The sequence below is a fragment of the Agrobacterium salinitolerans genome, assembly GCF_027498475.1.
In the GTDB taxonomy this organism is placed as follows: Bacteria; Pseudomonadota; Alphaproteobacteria; order Rhizobiales; family Rhizobiaceae; genus Agrobacterium; species Agrobacterium salinitolerans.
Genome location: NZ_JAPZLN010000001.1, coordinates 38775 through 53282, shown reverse-complemented (window position 1 = coordinate 53282; position 14508 = coordinate 38775). Strand labels below are relative to the sequence as shown.

Sequence of the window (14508 nt, the reverse complement as noted above, 5' to 3'; positions counted from 1 at the left end):
GAAATCCGGATGATCCTGCATTGTGTATTTCTACGCTTCAAGGCTGCAACGGCCTCTTCTGAGAAACAGGCGATATTCGAGGCGATTGCCGCCCTGAAGGATGTGATACCCGGCATCATCGATGTGAAATACGGCCAGAATGTCTCGCCCGAAGGCTTGAATGGCGGTTTCGTCGATGGCTTTATCGTCACCCTGGAAAGCCCCGAGGCCCGCGACGACTATCTCGCCCATCCGCAGCATCTCGAAGTGGGGGAACGCTTGGTGTCGCTGACCGATGGTGGCCTTGCCGGGCTTCTGGTGTTCGACATGAATGTCTAAAGCCAGGCGGCCCGTCAGAAAGTTATTTTCCAACCGGTGCGAACCCACAGGTCTGGATCGCCGCCCTCGCTGGTGACGTTGAGGTTCAGCGACGCTGTGCCGCCCGCCACATCGAATTCCGCGCCAATGCCGCCGCGTAGCCAGAAGCGGTCGATATCTCGTCCGGAAAAGGAAAACCCCATCAGCCCGTCAATGGCGCCCGTGGTCGTTGCCGTCTTCTTTTCCAGCCGATAGACCGCCTCGGCGCGTGCCATGATGCGGATTGAGTCGCTGAGATCAGTTACCCCATCGAGACCGGCGCGAATGATGGTGGATTGCTCGCCGCTCGCATCAAAAAGCGCTGGGAACGCGCCACCGGTTTCCGCATAGGCGCCCATCTCGGCTTTGGCATAGGTCGCCCCTGCATAAGGCGTCAGCTTCCATCCGCCGATTGAGAACGCATCCAGCCAGTCGAAGCGTAGTTTCGCCGCCCAGACATTGAGATCGGTTTCGCCCCGCGAATAATCCATCGCGCCGCCATTGAGGTAGCCGCGTTCGATCGACATCCTGCCGGGTGCATAATAGCCGCCAACGGTGGCGTAGAGGCCGCCAGCGAGCGGCATGCTGATTTCGGGTGCGATGTAGAAGCCCCTGTGAATGAAGTCACCGCCGGTGTTTATATCGCGCTGGTCGTAGAGGCCGCTGAAGGCGATGCGCGCGGTTGCATCACCTTCAAGCCCGATGCCATAGCCGATATCGGCAACACCGAAACCGCCAGCCGTGTCGCGACCGTCGTTGTGCCCAACATCGCTGACGATGGAAAAAGATTGCCGGCCCGGCTCCAGAAGGCTGCACATCGGCGCACCATGAGCACCGTCGAGAACGGTATTGGCAATGTCGAGGCCAATACCGGCATTCGGCCTGGCTGCCAGCGTCCGGGCATATTGATCGAGATCGATGATACCGGAACGCGCGGGAAGGACGGAATGGCCAGTCTTGGCGGCGGAATCGGGTGGGGAAACAGAAGATGCAGAAGGTGCAGCAGATGCAGCAGATGCAGAAGGTGCAGCAGATGCAGTAGATGCAGTAGATGCAGGCGCTGCCAAAGATGTCGCGGTTGTGGGAGATGTGGACGCATTGGAAGAGCCGGAGGGCTGGGCGGACGTTGACGACGTAGATGGCGTAGATGGCGTTGACGACGTAGGTGACATAGATGACGTAGGTGACGTAGGTGACGTAGATGACGTAGATGACGTAGACGATGGAGAGGAGGCGCCGGACGATGTCGAAGGAGTAGTCGAGGTGCCCGACTCGCCGGTGAGATTGATTCCCCGCGGTTGTCTGCCGCTACTCCCTGAATCTGTAGATGTTACCGTATCCACGTCACTCAGATTGGTGCGCGGTTCCATCGTGCCGGTGTCCGCAAGCACGATACGGGCGATGTAAGGCGTGTTGTTTTTCGTCTGGCCGACAATGATATTGCCGTCGGCGCTGACGCCGGTGGCATTGTGGGTGAAATCGGCAACGACGGTGACGCCGTTGCCGCGCAGCCAGTCCTCGACGGAAACCATGCCTGTCGCCTCCGTCCAGCGGAAGCCACGCTGCCGGCTGCCGGCCTGCGAAGCGCCGACGATGACGGAGCCGTCGGCGTTCATGGCATAGGGGCTGGAACCGCCGCTGCTGCCAATCGCGCCGAGGGGCTGCATGACGCCGGTGGTTGCGTTCCAGCGGAAGCCGCGCCATTCGTCCACGGAAATTATATCGCTTCCGAACGAAAAATCGTCCCGGGAAAATGGGAAAGACGATGAGGTATAGCCGTCGCTCATCCTGTCTTCCAATTCATCGAAAGGGGTATCAACGACGAATCGCGACTCTCCTGCGACAAGAGAACCATCGGCGCTGACGGCGACGGCACGGGCGTCGAATGAGCCAGGCAGGGTTCCCATGTCGTGTGCGACGCCGGTTGCCGCAGTCCAGCGGAAAGCATGGGTGCCGATCGCCGTATAATACTGGCCGACGATGACTGAACCGTCAGCATTGACGGCATGGGCAACGGATGAAACCGTATAAGGGGGCATGTCGAGCGCGGTCATGGCGCCTGTCGCCGCCGACCAGCGGAACGCTTTCTGCGTCTCGTTTGCCCCCGACCCGCCGACAACAACGGAACCATCGTCACTGACGTCTCTTGCGGTGGATTGGCGGTCCCCACCGAGTGCGCCGAGGTTCCACGCTCCCGTTGACGCGCTCCAGCGAAAAGCCTGGCCGCTGCTCAGGGTGCCGATAAAGACCGAACCATCGGCATTCACCTTCTCGGCGCGGCCTCGGCTTGTACCGGTCATGTCGTTGACATAGAACAGGCCGCCGCTCGCGGTATCCCAGCGGAAAGACCGTGGTCCGCTGCTGGTACTGGAGTATCCAACCGCGATAGACCCATTGGCGCTGATGTCGCTGACCGTGAAACTTCCGCTCTCTCCCAGCCGGCGTACATAGGGATAATCTTCGGGATCGCCGGCATTTGCCGTCTGGCTCCATCCGGCTGCGATCAGTATTGCGATCATACCGGAAAGATATCGCGAAAGATCGATTGCGCTGGTCGGACAGGATCGAGCCCCACTTTGTGCAAATGCCCTCCAGTGGGCAGCAAAGCGACCGCGATTTTTGCGCGCAAATATGCGTCGATGTGCAGAAAAACGATTTCTCCGGGTCAGATCGCCAAGTCTACCGCTGAAAAAAGGGGCCGATCCGGGGCGTTTCTCAGACATGGTTGCTCCGCGCCACCGGTGCTGTAATCCGTCGCATCAATACCCCTGAAGATTTTTATCTACGTGATGCGGGTGGATATTAAAGTAAGTATAATGCGCATCCGTTCAGATATATGAATATAATAAAAGCAAAATATTCTTGTGAACTAAAATTCAACATGTAAATATTTGCTTTTTTCCAAGTATAATTTTCATTATTGGCGCATGATTCGTCAAGGCCCGCGAAAGATAAGTTCGCGGGCCTGCTTAATATTTGATGTATGAATTTGTGTATTTAAGAATAAGCTTCTTAAAGCTGCTCGATCATTGCAGCGGCGGCCGATACAGTCGCCTGGCCGGGGTTTTCTTCGACGTTCAGCGACTTCACCACGCCGTCGTCTACGAGCATGGAATATCGCTTGGAGCGAACGCCGAGACCGCCGCCGGAAAGGTCGGCATCGAGGCCGAGCGCCTTGGTGAAGGAAGCGTCCCAGTCGGCGAGGAAGTGGATCTTGCCCTGGCCGCCCGACGCTTGCGCCCAGGCGCCCATGACGTGCCAGTCATTGACGGCGACGACGGCGATATCGTCCACGCCCTTGGAGAGAATGGCGTCGCGGTTTTCGAGATAGCCCGGCAGATGGTTCAGCGAGCAGGTGGGGGTGAAAGCGCCGGGAACGGCAAAGAGAACCACCTTCTTGCCGCCGAAAAGCGCGTCAGTGGTGGTTTCCACCGGGCCATCGGCCGTCTTTTCCTTGAAGGTTGCGGAAGGCAGTTTATCGCCGATCTTGATCGTCATGTCCGTGCTCCTGTGGCCGTTCGGTTTGCGCGACTATAGAGCAGGGACATGAAATCTGTCATGCGGTTTTCAATTGAAATGTCGACTGTCGGACATCCGCTCAGGGCTTGGGAAAATTCAGTATCGTTTCCATTGCCCGGTCGCCGGATTTGACCAGGATTGGCCAGCTGTTGCCCGGCACCTGATAGGTTTTCGGCAGGCCCTTTATGTTCATGTAGAAAGAGAGCTTGCGCTTGTCGCGCACTAGGTTCTGCGGCTCGTAATAGGCAAAACCGGAAGGGCCGGCGATGAAAATCTCGGTCTCCTTGGGTGCATTTTCCGGGAGCTGCAGCTGCACACCGAGCATGGTCTTGTCGGGCGTGATGTGAAAATCAATGACCTTGAAATCGTCGGAGGCCGCTTCGGGCAGGGTCTCGCGTGCCTCTTCGAGAAGACGACGTTCCTCGCTGTCATCATCAGCAGAAGCATTGCCGCGGTCGATTGAAAATTTCGCCTCGAACGGAATACAGATATTCTGACACACGCCGATGAAGGCGGTCAGGTTGATCGTTCCGCTCGCCGCCGGGTCCGTGGCCTTCAGCTGAAAGGGCAGGCTGACGGCGTGGTCATAACCGATATCGGTGATACCGCCGTTTTCGATCAGTTTCGGGACAGGATAGGCCATCGTTGTCAAGCTGACGCCGCTTGCTTGGTCGGGCGTGATCTGCGGCGGTATGCCGGCTTCGCCCGGTTCGCGCCAATAGGTAATCCAGCCGTCCTTCGGCTCGATTTGCAGCACGCCGCGCACCACGCCGTCCGCATCCATGGCGAGGCTTGCCACGCGCATCTGGCCGCCCTCGCTTCGCGCCCAGTCGGTAATTTCGGCCCGGGCGGCTTGCGCGCCGCCGAGGAAGGCGGCGAATGCGGCCGCAATGCGAAGATGTGAAAATCGAAAGAATAGGCTGAGGCTCATGCTTCCCGTCTAACCCAACATGGCACTCCGGACCAGTTACGAATTCGTGCGGTTCATCATTTTCGGTTGATTGATCGGATACTATGTCGCATCCTATCCCTTGTCGAAGTGCGAATACCGTTTTTCGTTCAATGACGAAATGCGGTCTGCTGGAGGCACCTGTGAGCTTTTCTACCCTGATGGACAAACGCGAACGTGGCTTTCTCGATGGTCAGTTCCTCATGGCGATGCCGGGACTGGAGGACGGCAATTTTGCCCGTTCGGTGATCTATATCTGCGCCCATTCGGATGCCGGCGCCATGGGTTTCATCATCAATCGCCCGCAGCAGATCACCTTCACGGATATCCTGCTGCATCTGAAGCTGGTTGACAGCAACGATGCCATCATGCTGCCCAACCGCACCCGCGAATTTCCGATCCAGTGCGGCGGCCCGGTCGAATCCGGTCGGGGTTTCGTGCTTCATTCGGACGATTACTTAAGCGAATCGTCCATTCCGGTCAGCGATGATATTTCGCTGACGGCGACGCTCGATATCGTCCGTGCCATCTCCAACGGCCGCGGCCCGCAAAAGGCGACCATGATGCTCGGTTATGCCGGCTGGGGGCCGGGCCAGCTGGAAAACGAGATCGCCAATAATGGCTGGCTGAATTGCCCCGCTGCGGAAGAGCTGATCTTCGACCGTGGCCTGGACGATAAATACGAGCGGGCGCTGGCGCTCATGGGTGTTGATCCCCGTATGCTTTCCACGGATGCCGGGCACGCCTGAGCCCACTTTGTTCTCGATAGTTTTTTACTGGAACCAAATCCTGATCCCCAACGTTACTCACCCGAAAAGCCGAACAGAAAGTACGGCTTAACTAGGGAGAAGTAATATGGGTAGCACATCTGACAAGATCTCCGGTAAAGCCAATGAAGTTGCTGGCAAGGTGAAGAAGAGCGTCGGCGAAGCCACGGGCAACGATGAATTGCGTGCCAAGGGTGCCGCCCAGGAAACCAAGGGCAAGGTTCAGTCCTCCGTTGGCAAGGCGAAAGACGCTGTCAAGGGCGCTGTCGACCGCATGTAATATTGCATGAAATGATGCGCCCCTCCCACAACCGGGCGCGTGGAGCGCATGTGTTTCCGCACATGCGCTCTTGTCGTGCGTGGGCCAAGGCTGACTCGTTCGTCACGCCGGTATTTATGTCTGCCTTCCTCCTCCGACCATTGCAAGGGTGTCACCCGTGAAGCTTTTCTCCTGCGCGTCCTGCGGCCAGCCTGTTCATTTCGACAATCGTTTTTGCGTTTCCTGCGGTCATCGTCTGGCTTTTGTGCCGGAACGGCTGTCCATGGAGGCGCTCTCACCTGCGGGTGAACCGAACTGGCAGATTATTGCGGAGCCACAAAAGCTGGTGCGGTTCTGCGCCAATGAGGTGAACGATATCTGCAACTGGTCGGTGCCGGCGGAAAGCGAAAGCGTCTTTTGCCCGGCCTGCAGCCATAATCGCCTGGTGCCTGATATCGCGACGGAGCAGGGAATTGAACAATGGCGACGCATCAGCCAGGCCCAGCGGCATCTGTTTTATTCGATCCTGAAACTTGGCCTGCCACATCCCAACCGCGATGCTGATCCCGCCGGCGGTCTCGTTTTCGACTTTCTGGTAGATGAGGTGGCGCCCGATGGCTCCATCATTCCCGCCATGACCGGTCACGACGAAGGCCTGATCGCCATCCGCGCCGCAGAAGCGGATGATGCGACGCGCGAACAGGTGCGCGCCAATATGAATGAGCCCTATCGCACCATGCTCGGCCATTTCCGTCACGAGGTCGGTCACTTCATCTGGAACAAGCTGGTGCGCGACGCAAACCGGCTGGAAGCCTGCCGCGCGGTCTTCGGTGACGACCGCGAGGATTACGCCGCCGCCCTGCAACGCAATTACGAACAGGGACCGCGTCCCGACTGGCGGGAGAATTTCATCAGTTCCTATGCCTCGGTCCATCCGTGGGAAGATTTCGCCGAATGTTTCGCCCATTATCTGCATATCGTCGATACGCTGGAGACCGCACGCGCTTTCGGTGTGGCGATAGACCCCGACGGACACGAGGAAATGGCGGCGGAGGTCACCTTCGATCCCTACAATGCCCGCAGTGCCACGCAGCTGGTCAAGGCCTGGATACCGCTCAGCGTCGCCATCAATTCCATCCAGCGCAGCATGGGGGAGGCGGACCTCTATCCCTTCGTGCTGACACCGCCTGTGGTGGCGAAAATGGAGTTCGTTCACGACCTCCTGCATGGGAAGGTGGCGGCGGATGCGTCGCAGATGGCGATGGGTCAGTGACCGTTTGGCGTGAGATCCAAGACTTTTGAAGAGAAGGAATAATCTCTCCAATGGTCATTTTAGGATGCGTGATTAGATCCTCGGGACGAGCCCGAGGATGACGTCGCACTCGTCCAGGGTAGACACATCACCGCCCCCTTCGCTCAGGAAGCCCGCTTCGTCGGCTGGAACCGCTCCCGCAGAAGCTTCAGCGCCGCGTCGCCGGAGACAGGCGTGCCGAACAGGAAGCTCTGGCCGAAATGGCAGTTCATGCGTGCCAGTTCCGCCGCATCCTCAGGCGTTTCAATGCCTTCCGCCACCACCTGCATGTCGAGCGCCCGCGCCATGGCGATGACGGAGCGTAACAGCACATTGCGCTTGTCGCTGGTATTGGCCACCAGCGCCTTGTCGAGCTTGATCGTGTCGAAGGGGAAGCGGGTGAGATAGGCGAGCGACGAATAGCCGGTGCCGAAATCGTCCATGGCGAGGCTGATGCCCGTTTCCTTGAGCTTGGAGAGCACCAACCGCGCCTGCTCCGGGTTTTCCATCACGACGGATTCCGTCAGTTCCAGTTTCAGCTGCTGCGGATTGCAACGGGTGCGGGTCAGCATGCCGCGCACGTCATTGTACAATTCATTGTTCAGCAGCTGCGCGCTGGAAATATTGACGGAAATGAAGATCGGCATCTTGTCGATGGCATGCTGCCAGTCCATCAGGTCGGTCGCGGCGCGCTCCAGCGCAAACATGCCGAGCGGCTCGATCAGTCCGGACGCCTCGGCAATCGGAATGAACTCGCTTGGCGGAATATTGCCGCGCTTGGGATGCTCCCAGCGCATCAACGCCTCGAAACCGGCCAGTTCGCCATCGTCAAGCTTGACGATCGGCTGATAGGCGAGCGACAGTTCCTTGCGCTCGATAGCCCGGCGAAGGTCGCTTTCCATCTGCAGGCGGTCGGTGCCGGACGTGCGGAAAGCGGGGCGGAACGGCTCGACGCGGTTGCCGCCGGCGCGCTTGGCGCGATACATGGCCAGTTCCGCATCGCTGAGCAATCCGGCCGCACTTTCCTGCTGGTCGATCCACGAGACGAGACCGATGGAGGCGGTGAGGATGATTTCGCGGTTGGCGAAGTTGATCGGCACCATGATCGCCTTGTTCACCGCATCGGCAAAATCCGCGACACGCTGCGGGTCACGCTCGGAAGTCAGGATCAGGCCGAATTCATCGCCGCCGAGACGCGCCAGCGTATCCTGCGGTTTGAGCAGACGGCGCAGACGTCGGGTCAACGCAATCAGAATATTGTCGCCGGCAGCGATGCCGAGCGTGTCATTGACCAGCTTGTAGCGGTCGATATCGATCGCCATCACGGTCGGGCGCACGCCCTCGCTGTCGGGGGAGAGGTTGAGGATAGATTGCAGCCGGTCGAGAAAGACCTGCCGGTTCGGAAGCCCGGTCAGATTATCGTTCATCGCATCCTGCAACAGCCGTTCCACCGAATTTTTCTGTTCGGTGATATCGGTGATGGTGCCGACGCAGCGAATGATTTCGCCGTTGGAGCCAAGAACCGGACGGGCGCGGATTTGCAGCCAGTGGAAATGCCCGTCTTCGGCGCGAATGCGGAATTCGTGGTTCAGACGGCCCTTGCGATGGTCGAGCAGCACGTCGAGCGTCGCCTTGAACCGGTCGCGGTCATCAGGGTGCAGACGCGGCAGCCAGTTGCGCGCGGCACCGTGCATGGTGCCCGGCTCCAGCCCAAGCCGGTTGGAAATGTCAGGTGTGGTGACGATGCGGTCGCGCGTCACATCCCAGTCCCAGACCGTGTCGCCGCTGCCCGTCAGCGCCAGTGACTGGCGTTCGAGATCGGAGAACAGCCCCTGCTGATAGGCGCTGCCGGCAAAGGCGTGCTGAATGACGGTGAAGCCGATGAGAAGCACGATCAGCACCAGCCCGCCGCCAAGCGCGGGCTGCACGATGTCATTGTCGAGCTGCCCGGTCACCGTCAGCCAGCTGCCGAACAGCCAGACGAGGATCAACGCCCAGGATGGGACGAGCAGGATTGCCCGGTCGTATTTGTTGAAACCGAGATAGATGATGAGCGCGATGCCCGCAGTTGCCGTCAGCGCGAAGGAAACGCGCGCAATACCCGACGCAACCGATGGATCGTAGATCGCCACGCCGAACAGCAGCGCCAGTCCCACCACCCAGGCAAAGGTCGCATAACCCAGATGCGCGTGCCATCGGTTGAGGTTGAGGTAGGTAAAGAGGAAGACGACGAAGCTGGATGCGAGCGCCACTTCGGCGCCCGCCCTCCATATTCGTTGATCGCTTGAGGTGACCGTGATGAGTTTTTCAAGGAAGCCGAAATCGACGCAGATATAGGCCAGAACCGCCCAGGCGAGCGCTGCCGAGGCTGGCAGAACCGAAGTACCCTTGACCACGAACAGGATGGTGAGCAGCACGGCCAGTAGGCCGGCGATGCCGAGCACGATGCCGCGATAGAGCGTAAACGCGTTGATCGTGTCCTTGTAGGCTTCCGGTTCCCAAAGATAAATCTGCGGCAACTGCGGCGTCGAAAGCTCGGCGACGAAGGTGATGACGGAGCCGGGATTGAGCGTGATGCGGAAGACGTCAGCATCCGGGCTGGGCTGCCGGTCGAGCGCAAAGCCCTCGCTCGGCGTGATCGCGATGATGCGCTGCGAGCCGAGATCGGGCCAGAACAGCTTGGAATTGACGAGGCGGAAATGCGGCGCGACGATCACGCGCTCCAGCTGCTCTTCGGAAACGTTGGCGAGCGCAAAAACCGCCCAGTCACCCTGATGGTCTTCGGAACTGGCGCGCACTTCGATACGGCGGCGGATACCGTCAGGGCCGGGTGCGGTCGAGACCTGAAAGGCTTCGCCCTGATTGGCATAGATATCGGTCGTTGCGGTGAGATCGAGCGCCGTGTCGTCACGGGAAATCTTCACCGGTTCGAAGGCGTAGGAATAGGAGGAGAAAAGCAGGAAAAGCAGGAAAATCGGCGCAGCCAGCACGATTGCCGCCAGACGTTTCGCAAGGCGAGGCGCAGTGTGATTGTAGGTCATGTATCGTACTTCGTTCCGCCGGAGCTTTGCTTGTCGGCAAGAAGGGAAAACATCATATGATCCCGCCATTGGCCATTGATTTTCAGATATTCCCGCAAGAGGCCTTCCCGCTGGAACCCGGCTTTTTCGAGAAGCCGGATGCTTTTGAAGTTTTCCGGAATACAGGCTGCCTCGATACGGTGCAACTGAAGTCCGGTAAAGATGTATGGTATTACCAATTTTAATGCGGCAGACATATGGCCTTGGGCGGCGTGCCGCTCGCCGATCCAGTATCCGATCATGCAGCTTTGCGCCGCACCCCGGCGGATGTAACCGATGGTGATGCCGCCGACCAGCAGCGTCTCTTTCTCGAACAGCAAAAAGGAAACGGCGGTGCCGGAGGAAAATTCCTGGCCGTTGCGCACCACGCGCGTGCGGAAAGCGCTTTCCGTCAGCTCGTCCGGCCGCCAGGTCGGCTCCCATGGCTGCAGAAAGTGGCGGCTTTCCGAGCGCAGCACATGCCACTGCTTGAAATCGCCATAACGCGGCAGTCTGAGAAGGTGATTGGCGCTGCGCAGTTCGGGCGTGTCGCTATGTCGGGAAAGAAAACGCAGCATTCACGATCCCTGTTCGGCAGATTTCGCCACCCGCGGGCGGGGTGGCGAATGATGTGAGCGGTCTCCGCCTTTAAGTCCCGCTCTCATAGTGGTTTATCCGTTCGCCTTTATCCTTGCAGGCTGCTGCGCGGAAAGCGCGGCAGTCATGTCTGAGAGAGGGGGCAGATGTTCGAGCGGACCAATGGCGGAGAGTGTCGGTACTGTCTCGAAAAACAGCCGTCCTGCAAGATCGGTCAGGCGTTCACGGGTAATGTCCTCCAGGCGCGTCATCATCTCCTCATTGGGGATGGGGCGGCCATAAAGCATCATCTGCCGGGCAATCTGGCCGGCGCGGGCTGCCGGGCTTTCCTGTCCCATCAGCAATTGCGCACGGATCTGCGCACGGGCGCGGTTGATTTCGTCCTGATGGATGATCTCCGAAGACTTGCGCAATTCGTCGATGATGACGGGCATCAGTTCCGGCAGGTCGTTGCCTCCGGTCGCCGCATGAACGCCGAAAATGCCGGTATCGGAAAAGCCCCAATGAAAGGCGTAAACGGAGTAACACAGGCCGCGGGACTCACGCACTTCCTGGAACAGGCGCGATGACATGCCGCCGCCGAGAATATTGGCGAGGATTTGCGAACAGTAGAAGTCGCGGGCGTGATAGGCCTTGCCCTCGAAACCCAGCAGCACCTGCGCATCCATGAGGTCGCGCGTCTCGCGGATTTCGCCGCCGGTATAGATCGCCTTTTCCATGACAGGCGTTGCCGCTGGCACGAGCGGCAGCGAGGCGAAACGCTCTTCGACCTGCTTCACGAAGCTTTCGTGATCGACTGCGCCGGCCGCCACGACAAAGATGCGGTCCGTCGTGTAGTTGCGGGCGAGATAGTGCCTGATCTGGCCGGTGGTGAAGGATTGGACGGTGTCCGGCGTGCCGAGGATCGGGCGGCCGATGGTCTGGTCGCGATAGGCGATACCGGAGAAATTGTCGAAGATCACGTCGTCGGGCGTATCGGTGGCGGCACCGATTTCCTGCAGAATGACGTTTTTCTCACGCTCGAGTTCGTCTTCGTCGAACAGCGATTCCGTCAGAATGTCGGCAAGGATATCGACGGCGAGGGGGACGTGGTCTTTCAGGACGCGGGCGTAGTAGGAGGTCGTTTCCGTCGATGTCGCGGCGTTGACTTCGCCGCCGACATTTTCGATCTCTTCGGCGATCTGCCGGGCGGTGCGGCGCGCCGTGCCCTTGAACGCCATATGTTCGAGAAGATGGGCGATGCCGTGTTCGGCAGTCGTCTCGTTGCGGGAGCCGGATTTGATCCACACCCCAAGAGCAACGCTTTCGAGATGTGGCATTCTTTCCGTAACAACGGTCAACCCGGACGAAAGCCGGGTCACATTAACTTTCATACTCAACGTCTTTCCGCGTCTCTATTTGCCGGCGCGTGCATGTTGGCCAATGAAGGTTTCCACGGCTTTCAGCTCTGCGTCCAGAATGTCGAAACGCTCCTCCCGGTTCATAATATCGGCTAGCCATACTGGAAGCGCAGGCTCGATTGCGCAAGCGGATTTTACAGCGGCCGGGAATTTTGCCGGGTGGGCGGTAGACAGAACCACCATCGGGCTTGACGCTTTTTCGTGTTTCTCAGCCACGAAAACGCCTGTCGCCGTATGCGGATCGATGAGGTAACCGGTTTTCTCGAGCGTGTCGCGAATGGTCGCCGCCACCTGCTTTTCGGTGGCGCGGCCGGCGCGGAAATCCTTCTTGATGAATTTCAGCGCATGCGGCGGAATTTCAAAGGCTCCCGACTGCTTAAGGCCGTCCATAGACGCCTTTACCGCAGCGGAATCACGGCCATAGGCTTCAAACAGCAGGCGCTCGAAGTTGGACGAAATCTGGATGTCCATCGAAGGTGAGGTGGTCGGCTTGACGCCGCGCATCTCGTAACGGCCGGTCTTCAGCGTGCGCGCCAGAATATCGTTGTCATTGGTGGCGATGACAAGCTTGTCGATCGGCAGACCCATCTTCTTGGCGACGTAACCGGCGAAGATATCGCCGAAATTGCCTGTTGGAACCGTGAAGGAAATCTTCCGGTCGGGACCGCCGAGCGAGAGAGACGCGGTGAAATAATAGACCACCTGCGCCATGATGCGCGCCCAGTTGATGGAGTTGACGCCGGAAAGCTTCACGCCGTCGCGGAACTTCACGTCGTTGAACATTTCCTTCACCAGCGTCTGGCAATCGTCGAAATTGCCATTGATCGCCAGCGCATGCACGTTGGAGGCGGTCGACGTCGTCATCTGGCGCTGCTGCACCGGCGAAACCTTGCCATTGGGGAAAAGGATGAAGATATCGGTGCGCTCGCGCCCGGCAAAGGCGTCGATGGCTGCGCCGCCCGTGTCGCCGGAGGTGGCGCCGACGATGGTGGCGCGCTCGCCGCGCTCAGCCAGCGTATAATCCATCAGGCGGGCGAGAAGCTGCATCGCCACGTCCTTGAAGGCAAGCGTGGTGCCGTGGAAAAGCTCCAGCACGAAGGTGTTCGGCCCGGTCTGCGTCAGGGGTGCCACGGCCGGATGGCGGAACGTCGCATAGGCGTCGGCGATCATTGCCTTGAACTTGTCGGCCGGAATTTCGCCGCCGGTGAAACGGTAGAGAACCTCGAAGGCGACGTCCTGATAGGATTTTCCGCGCAGGTTGCGGATTTCCTTTTTCGACATGGAGGGCCATTCGCGCGGCACGTAAAGCCCGCCATCACGGCCAAGGCCTGCCAGCAGCGCGTCGCAGAAACCAAGCGAAGGGGCCGCACCCCTGGTCGATACATATTTCACGAGATAGTCCCTTGTCGTTTACCGGTCTGTCCGTGCCGTTGCCGGCTCTTTATCAGCAGCATCCCGCCGGAATGAGGCGATTGGCGAGGTAATGAAGGGCTTTTTTGAAAATTCAAGCAAAACCGAACATGCCAATCGATTTTTTCCGGCGTCGCTGCTATAGACCATCGCCAACCTGCGTGAAAGGTCAATAAACAGCGTCTCCGGTTCGGTTCCGGGACAATGGAGAGGGAATTAGAAGAGTGTCAGGGAATTTCTTGCGTTTGTCCGCCGCGATGTCGCTTCTGGCCGTCGTTGCAGGATGCAATTCATCCAACCCGTCGGACTCGCTTGCCGTCAATCCTCCAGCCGCGCAGGCCAATGCCGTGACCCCGGTTGTGCAGGCCAACTGCCCGACGGTGACGGTTCTCGACGCCAATGCCGTCCATCGCGTTTACGCCGGTGGCGCCAAGGACGATCCGCAGAAACTCGCCTATCAGGTGTCGCTGTCAGACACGACACGCTCCTGCACCGCCAATGAAACGACACTGACTGTGAACGTCTTGGCGCAGGGCCGCCTCGTTCCCGGCCCGATGGGCAAGCCCGGCCGCGTGACCGTGCCGATCCGCGTGACGGTGAAGGACGGCGACGGCGAGATTTTCGGCGAAACGACCAACTTCGCCATAGATCTCCCCGCAGGCGGTGCTGGCACGCAGTTCATCTTCAACAACGACCACGTCGCCATCCCCAACGGACCGGGCGGCGCGCCGCGGTCTGTCAGCGTCTATATCGGATTTGCCGAGCAGGGTGCGAAGGCCAAGACCAAGCGCCGGTGATTTTACGGGCTAGATGTGAAAAACCGGGGCTGCTTTTGCGGGCTCCGGTTGGACTACGGAGGAATATTCCTCATACGCGACGTCATCCTCGGGCTTGTCCCGAGGATCCAGACACCTCACGTAA

The 14508-nt window shown here is 59.1% G+C and carries 12 protein-coding genes; 5 read left to right on the top strand and 7 right to left on the bottom strand.

The features are described from left to right. The first annotated feature begins 9 nt into the window (after window positions 1–9). On the top strand, window positions 10–318 hold the full coding sequence (locus O9X91_RS00220; RefSeq protein ID WP_077982804.1) for a Dabb family protein: 309 nt from the start codon (window positions 10–12) through the stop codon (window positions 316–318). A gap of 14 nt (window positions 319–332) precedes the next feature. Here the strand turns inward: O9X91_RS00220 and O9X91_RS00215 are convergent, their stop codons facing one another. The 3 genes from O9X91_RS00215 to O9X91_RS00205 all read right to left on the bottom strand — a co-directional run bounded on the left by O9X91_RS00215 (window position 333) and on the right by O9X91_RS00205 (window position 4786). Then, the gene (locus tag O9X91_RS00215; RefSeq protein ID WP_269834128.1) at window positions 333–2855 is read right to left on the bottom strand and encodes an autotransporter domain-containing protein; all 2523 of its coding nucleotides are present in this window, start codon (window positions 2853–2855) and stop codon (window positions 333–335) included. A 493-nt stretch (window positions 2856–3348) separates the two neighbouring features. After that, a complete protein-coding gene (locus O9X91_RS00210; RefSeq protein ID WP_077982802.1) occupies window positions 3349–3834 on the bottom strand; it encodes a peroxiredoxin in 486 nt (161 codons plus the stop codon). A gap of 100 nt (window positions 3835–3934) precedes the next feature. Continuing rightward, a complete protein-coding gene (locus O9X91_RS00205; RefSeq protein ID WP_142914145.1) occupies window positions 3935–4786 on the bottom strand; it encodes a protein-disulfide reductase DsbD domain-containing protein in 852 nt (283 codons plus the stop codon). Between the two features lie 161 nt (window positions 4787–4947). Between O9X91_RS00205 and O9X91_RS00200 the strand changes: the two genes are divergently transcribed. From O9X91_RS00200 to O9X91_RS00190, 3 genes are all read left to right on the top strand, one after another. Further along, window positions 4948–5553 (top strand): YqgE/AlgH family protein, encoded by a 606-nt coding sequence (locus tag O9X91_RS00200; RefSeq protein ID WP_077983033.1) that lies wholly within the window; start codon window positions 4948–4950, stop codon window positions 5551–5553. Window positions 5554–5659: 106 nt separating this feature from the next. After that, window positions 5660–5851: a CsbD family protein gene (locus O9X91_RS00195; protein WP_269834129.1), complete on the top strand. Its 192-nt coding sequence runs from the start codon at window positions 5660–5662 to the stop codon at window positions 5849–5851. A 157-nt stretch (window positions 5852–6008) separates the two neighbouring features. Then, the gene (locus tag O9X91_RS00190) at window positions 6009–7103 is read left to right on the top strand and encodes a zinc-binding metallopeptidase family protein (protein WP_142914147.1); all 1095 of its coding nucleotides are present in this window, start codon (window positions 6009–6011) and stop codon (window positions 7101–7103) included. Between the two features lie 143 nt (window positions 7104–7246). Here the strand turns inward: O9X91_RS00190 and O9X91_RS00185 are convergent, their stop codons facing one another. The 4 genes from O9X91_RS00185 to thrC form a co-directional block, all read right to left on the bottom strand. Beyond that, on the bottom strand, window positions 7247–10162 hold the full coding sequence (locus O9X91_RS00185; protein ID WP_137409890.1) for a sensor domain-containing phosphodiesterase: 2916 nt from the start codon (window positions 10160–10162) through the stop codon (window positions 7247–7249). Beyond that, window positions 10159–10758, bottom strand: coding sequence for a GNAT family N-acetyltransferase (locus tag O9X91_RS00180; protein ID WP_142914148.1), 600 nt, complete (start codon window positions 10756–10758; stop codon window positions 10159–10161). The genes O9X91_RS00185 and O9X91_RS00180 overlap by 4 nt, the downstream gene beginning before the upstream one ends. 93 nt (window positions 10759–10851) lie before the next feature. Then, window positions 10852–12150, bottom strand: a complete 1299-nt coding sequence (locus O9X91_RS00175; protein ID WP_142914162.1) for a M16 family metallopeptidase — start codon at window positions 12148–12150, stop codon at window positions 10852–10854. A gap of 21 nt (window positions 12151–12171) precedes the next feature. Continuing rightward, window positions 12172–13569: a threonine synthase gene (gene thrC, locus O9X91_RS00170; RefSeq protein WP_269834130.1), complete on the bottom strand. Its 1398-nt coding sequence runs from the start codon at window positions 13567–13569 to the stop codon at window positions 12172–12174. A gap of 275 nt (window positions 13570–13844) precedes the next feature. Here thrC and O9X91_RS00165 point away from each other — a divergent pair, with 275 nt between their 5' ends. Then, the gene (locus O9X91_RS00165) at window positions 13845–14384 is read left to right on the top strand and encodes a PilZ domain-containing protein (protein WP_162520618.1); all 540 of its coding nucleotides are present in this window, start codon (window positions 13845–13847) and stop codon (window positions 14382–14384) included. The last annotated feature ends 124 nt before the right edge of the window (window positions 14385–14508 follow it).

Coding starts and splice junctions, on each gene's coding strand:
- O9X91_RS00220 (WP_077982804.1), top strand. CDS start 10: ATGATCCTGCATTGTGTATTTCTACGCTTCAAGGCTGCAACGGCCTCT.
- O9X91_RS00215 (WP_269834128.1), bottom strand. CDS start 2,855: ATGATCGCAATACTGATCGCAGCCGGATGGAGCCAGACGGCAAATGCC.
- O9X91_RS00210 (WP_077982802.1), bottom strand. CDS start 3,834: ATGACGATCAAGATCGGCGATAAACTGCCTTCCGCAACCTTCAAGGAA.
- O9X91_RS00205 (WP_142914145.1), bottom strand. CDS start 4,786: ATGAGCCTCAGCCTATTCTTTCGATTTTCACATCTTCGCATTGCGGCC.
- O9X91_RS00195 (WP_269834129.1), top strand. CDS start 5,660: ATGGGTAGCACATCTGACAAGATCTCCGGTAAAGCCAATGAAGTTGCT.
- O9X91_RS00185 (WP_137409890.1), bottom strand. CDS start 10,162: ATGACCTACAATCACACTGCGCCTCGCCTTGCGAAACGTCTGGCGGCA.
- O9X91_RS00180 (WP_142914148.1), bottom strand. CDS start 10,758: ATGCTGCGTTTTCTTTCCCGACATAGCGACACGCCCGAACTGCGCAGC.
- O9X91_RS00175 (WP_142914162.1), bottom strand. CDS start 12,150: ATGAAAGTTAATGTGACCCGGCTTTCGTCCGGGTTGACCGTTGTTACG.
- O9X91_RS00165 (WP_162520618.1), top strand. CDS start 13,845: ATGTCGCTTCTGGCCGTCGTTGCAGGATGCAATTCATCCAACCCGTCG.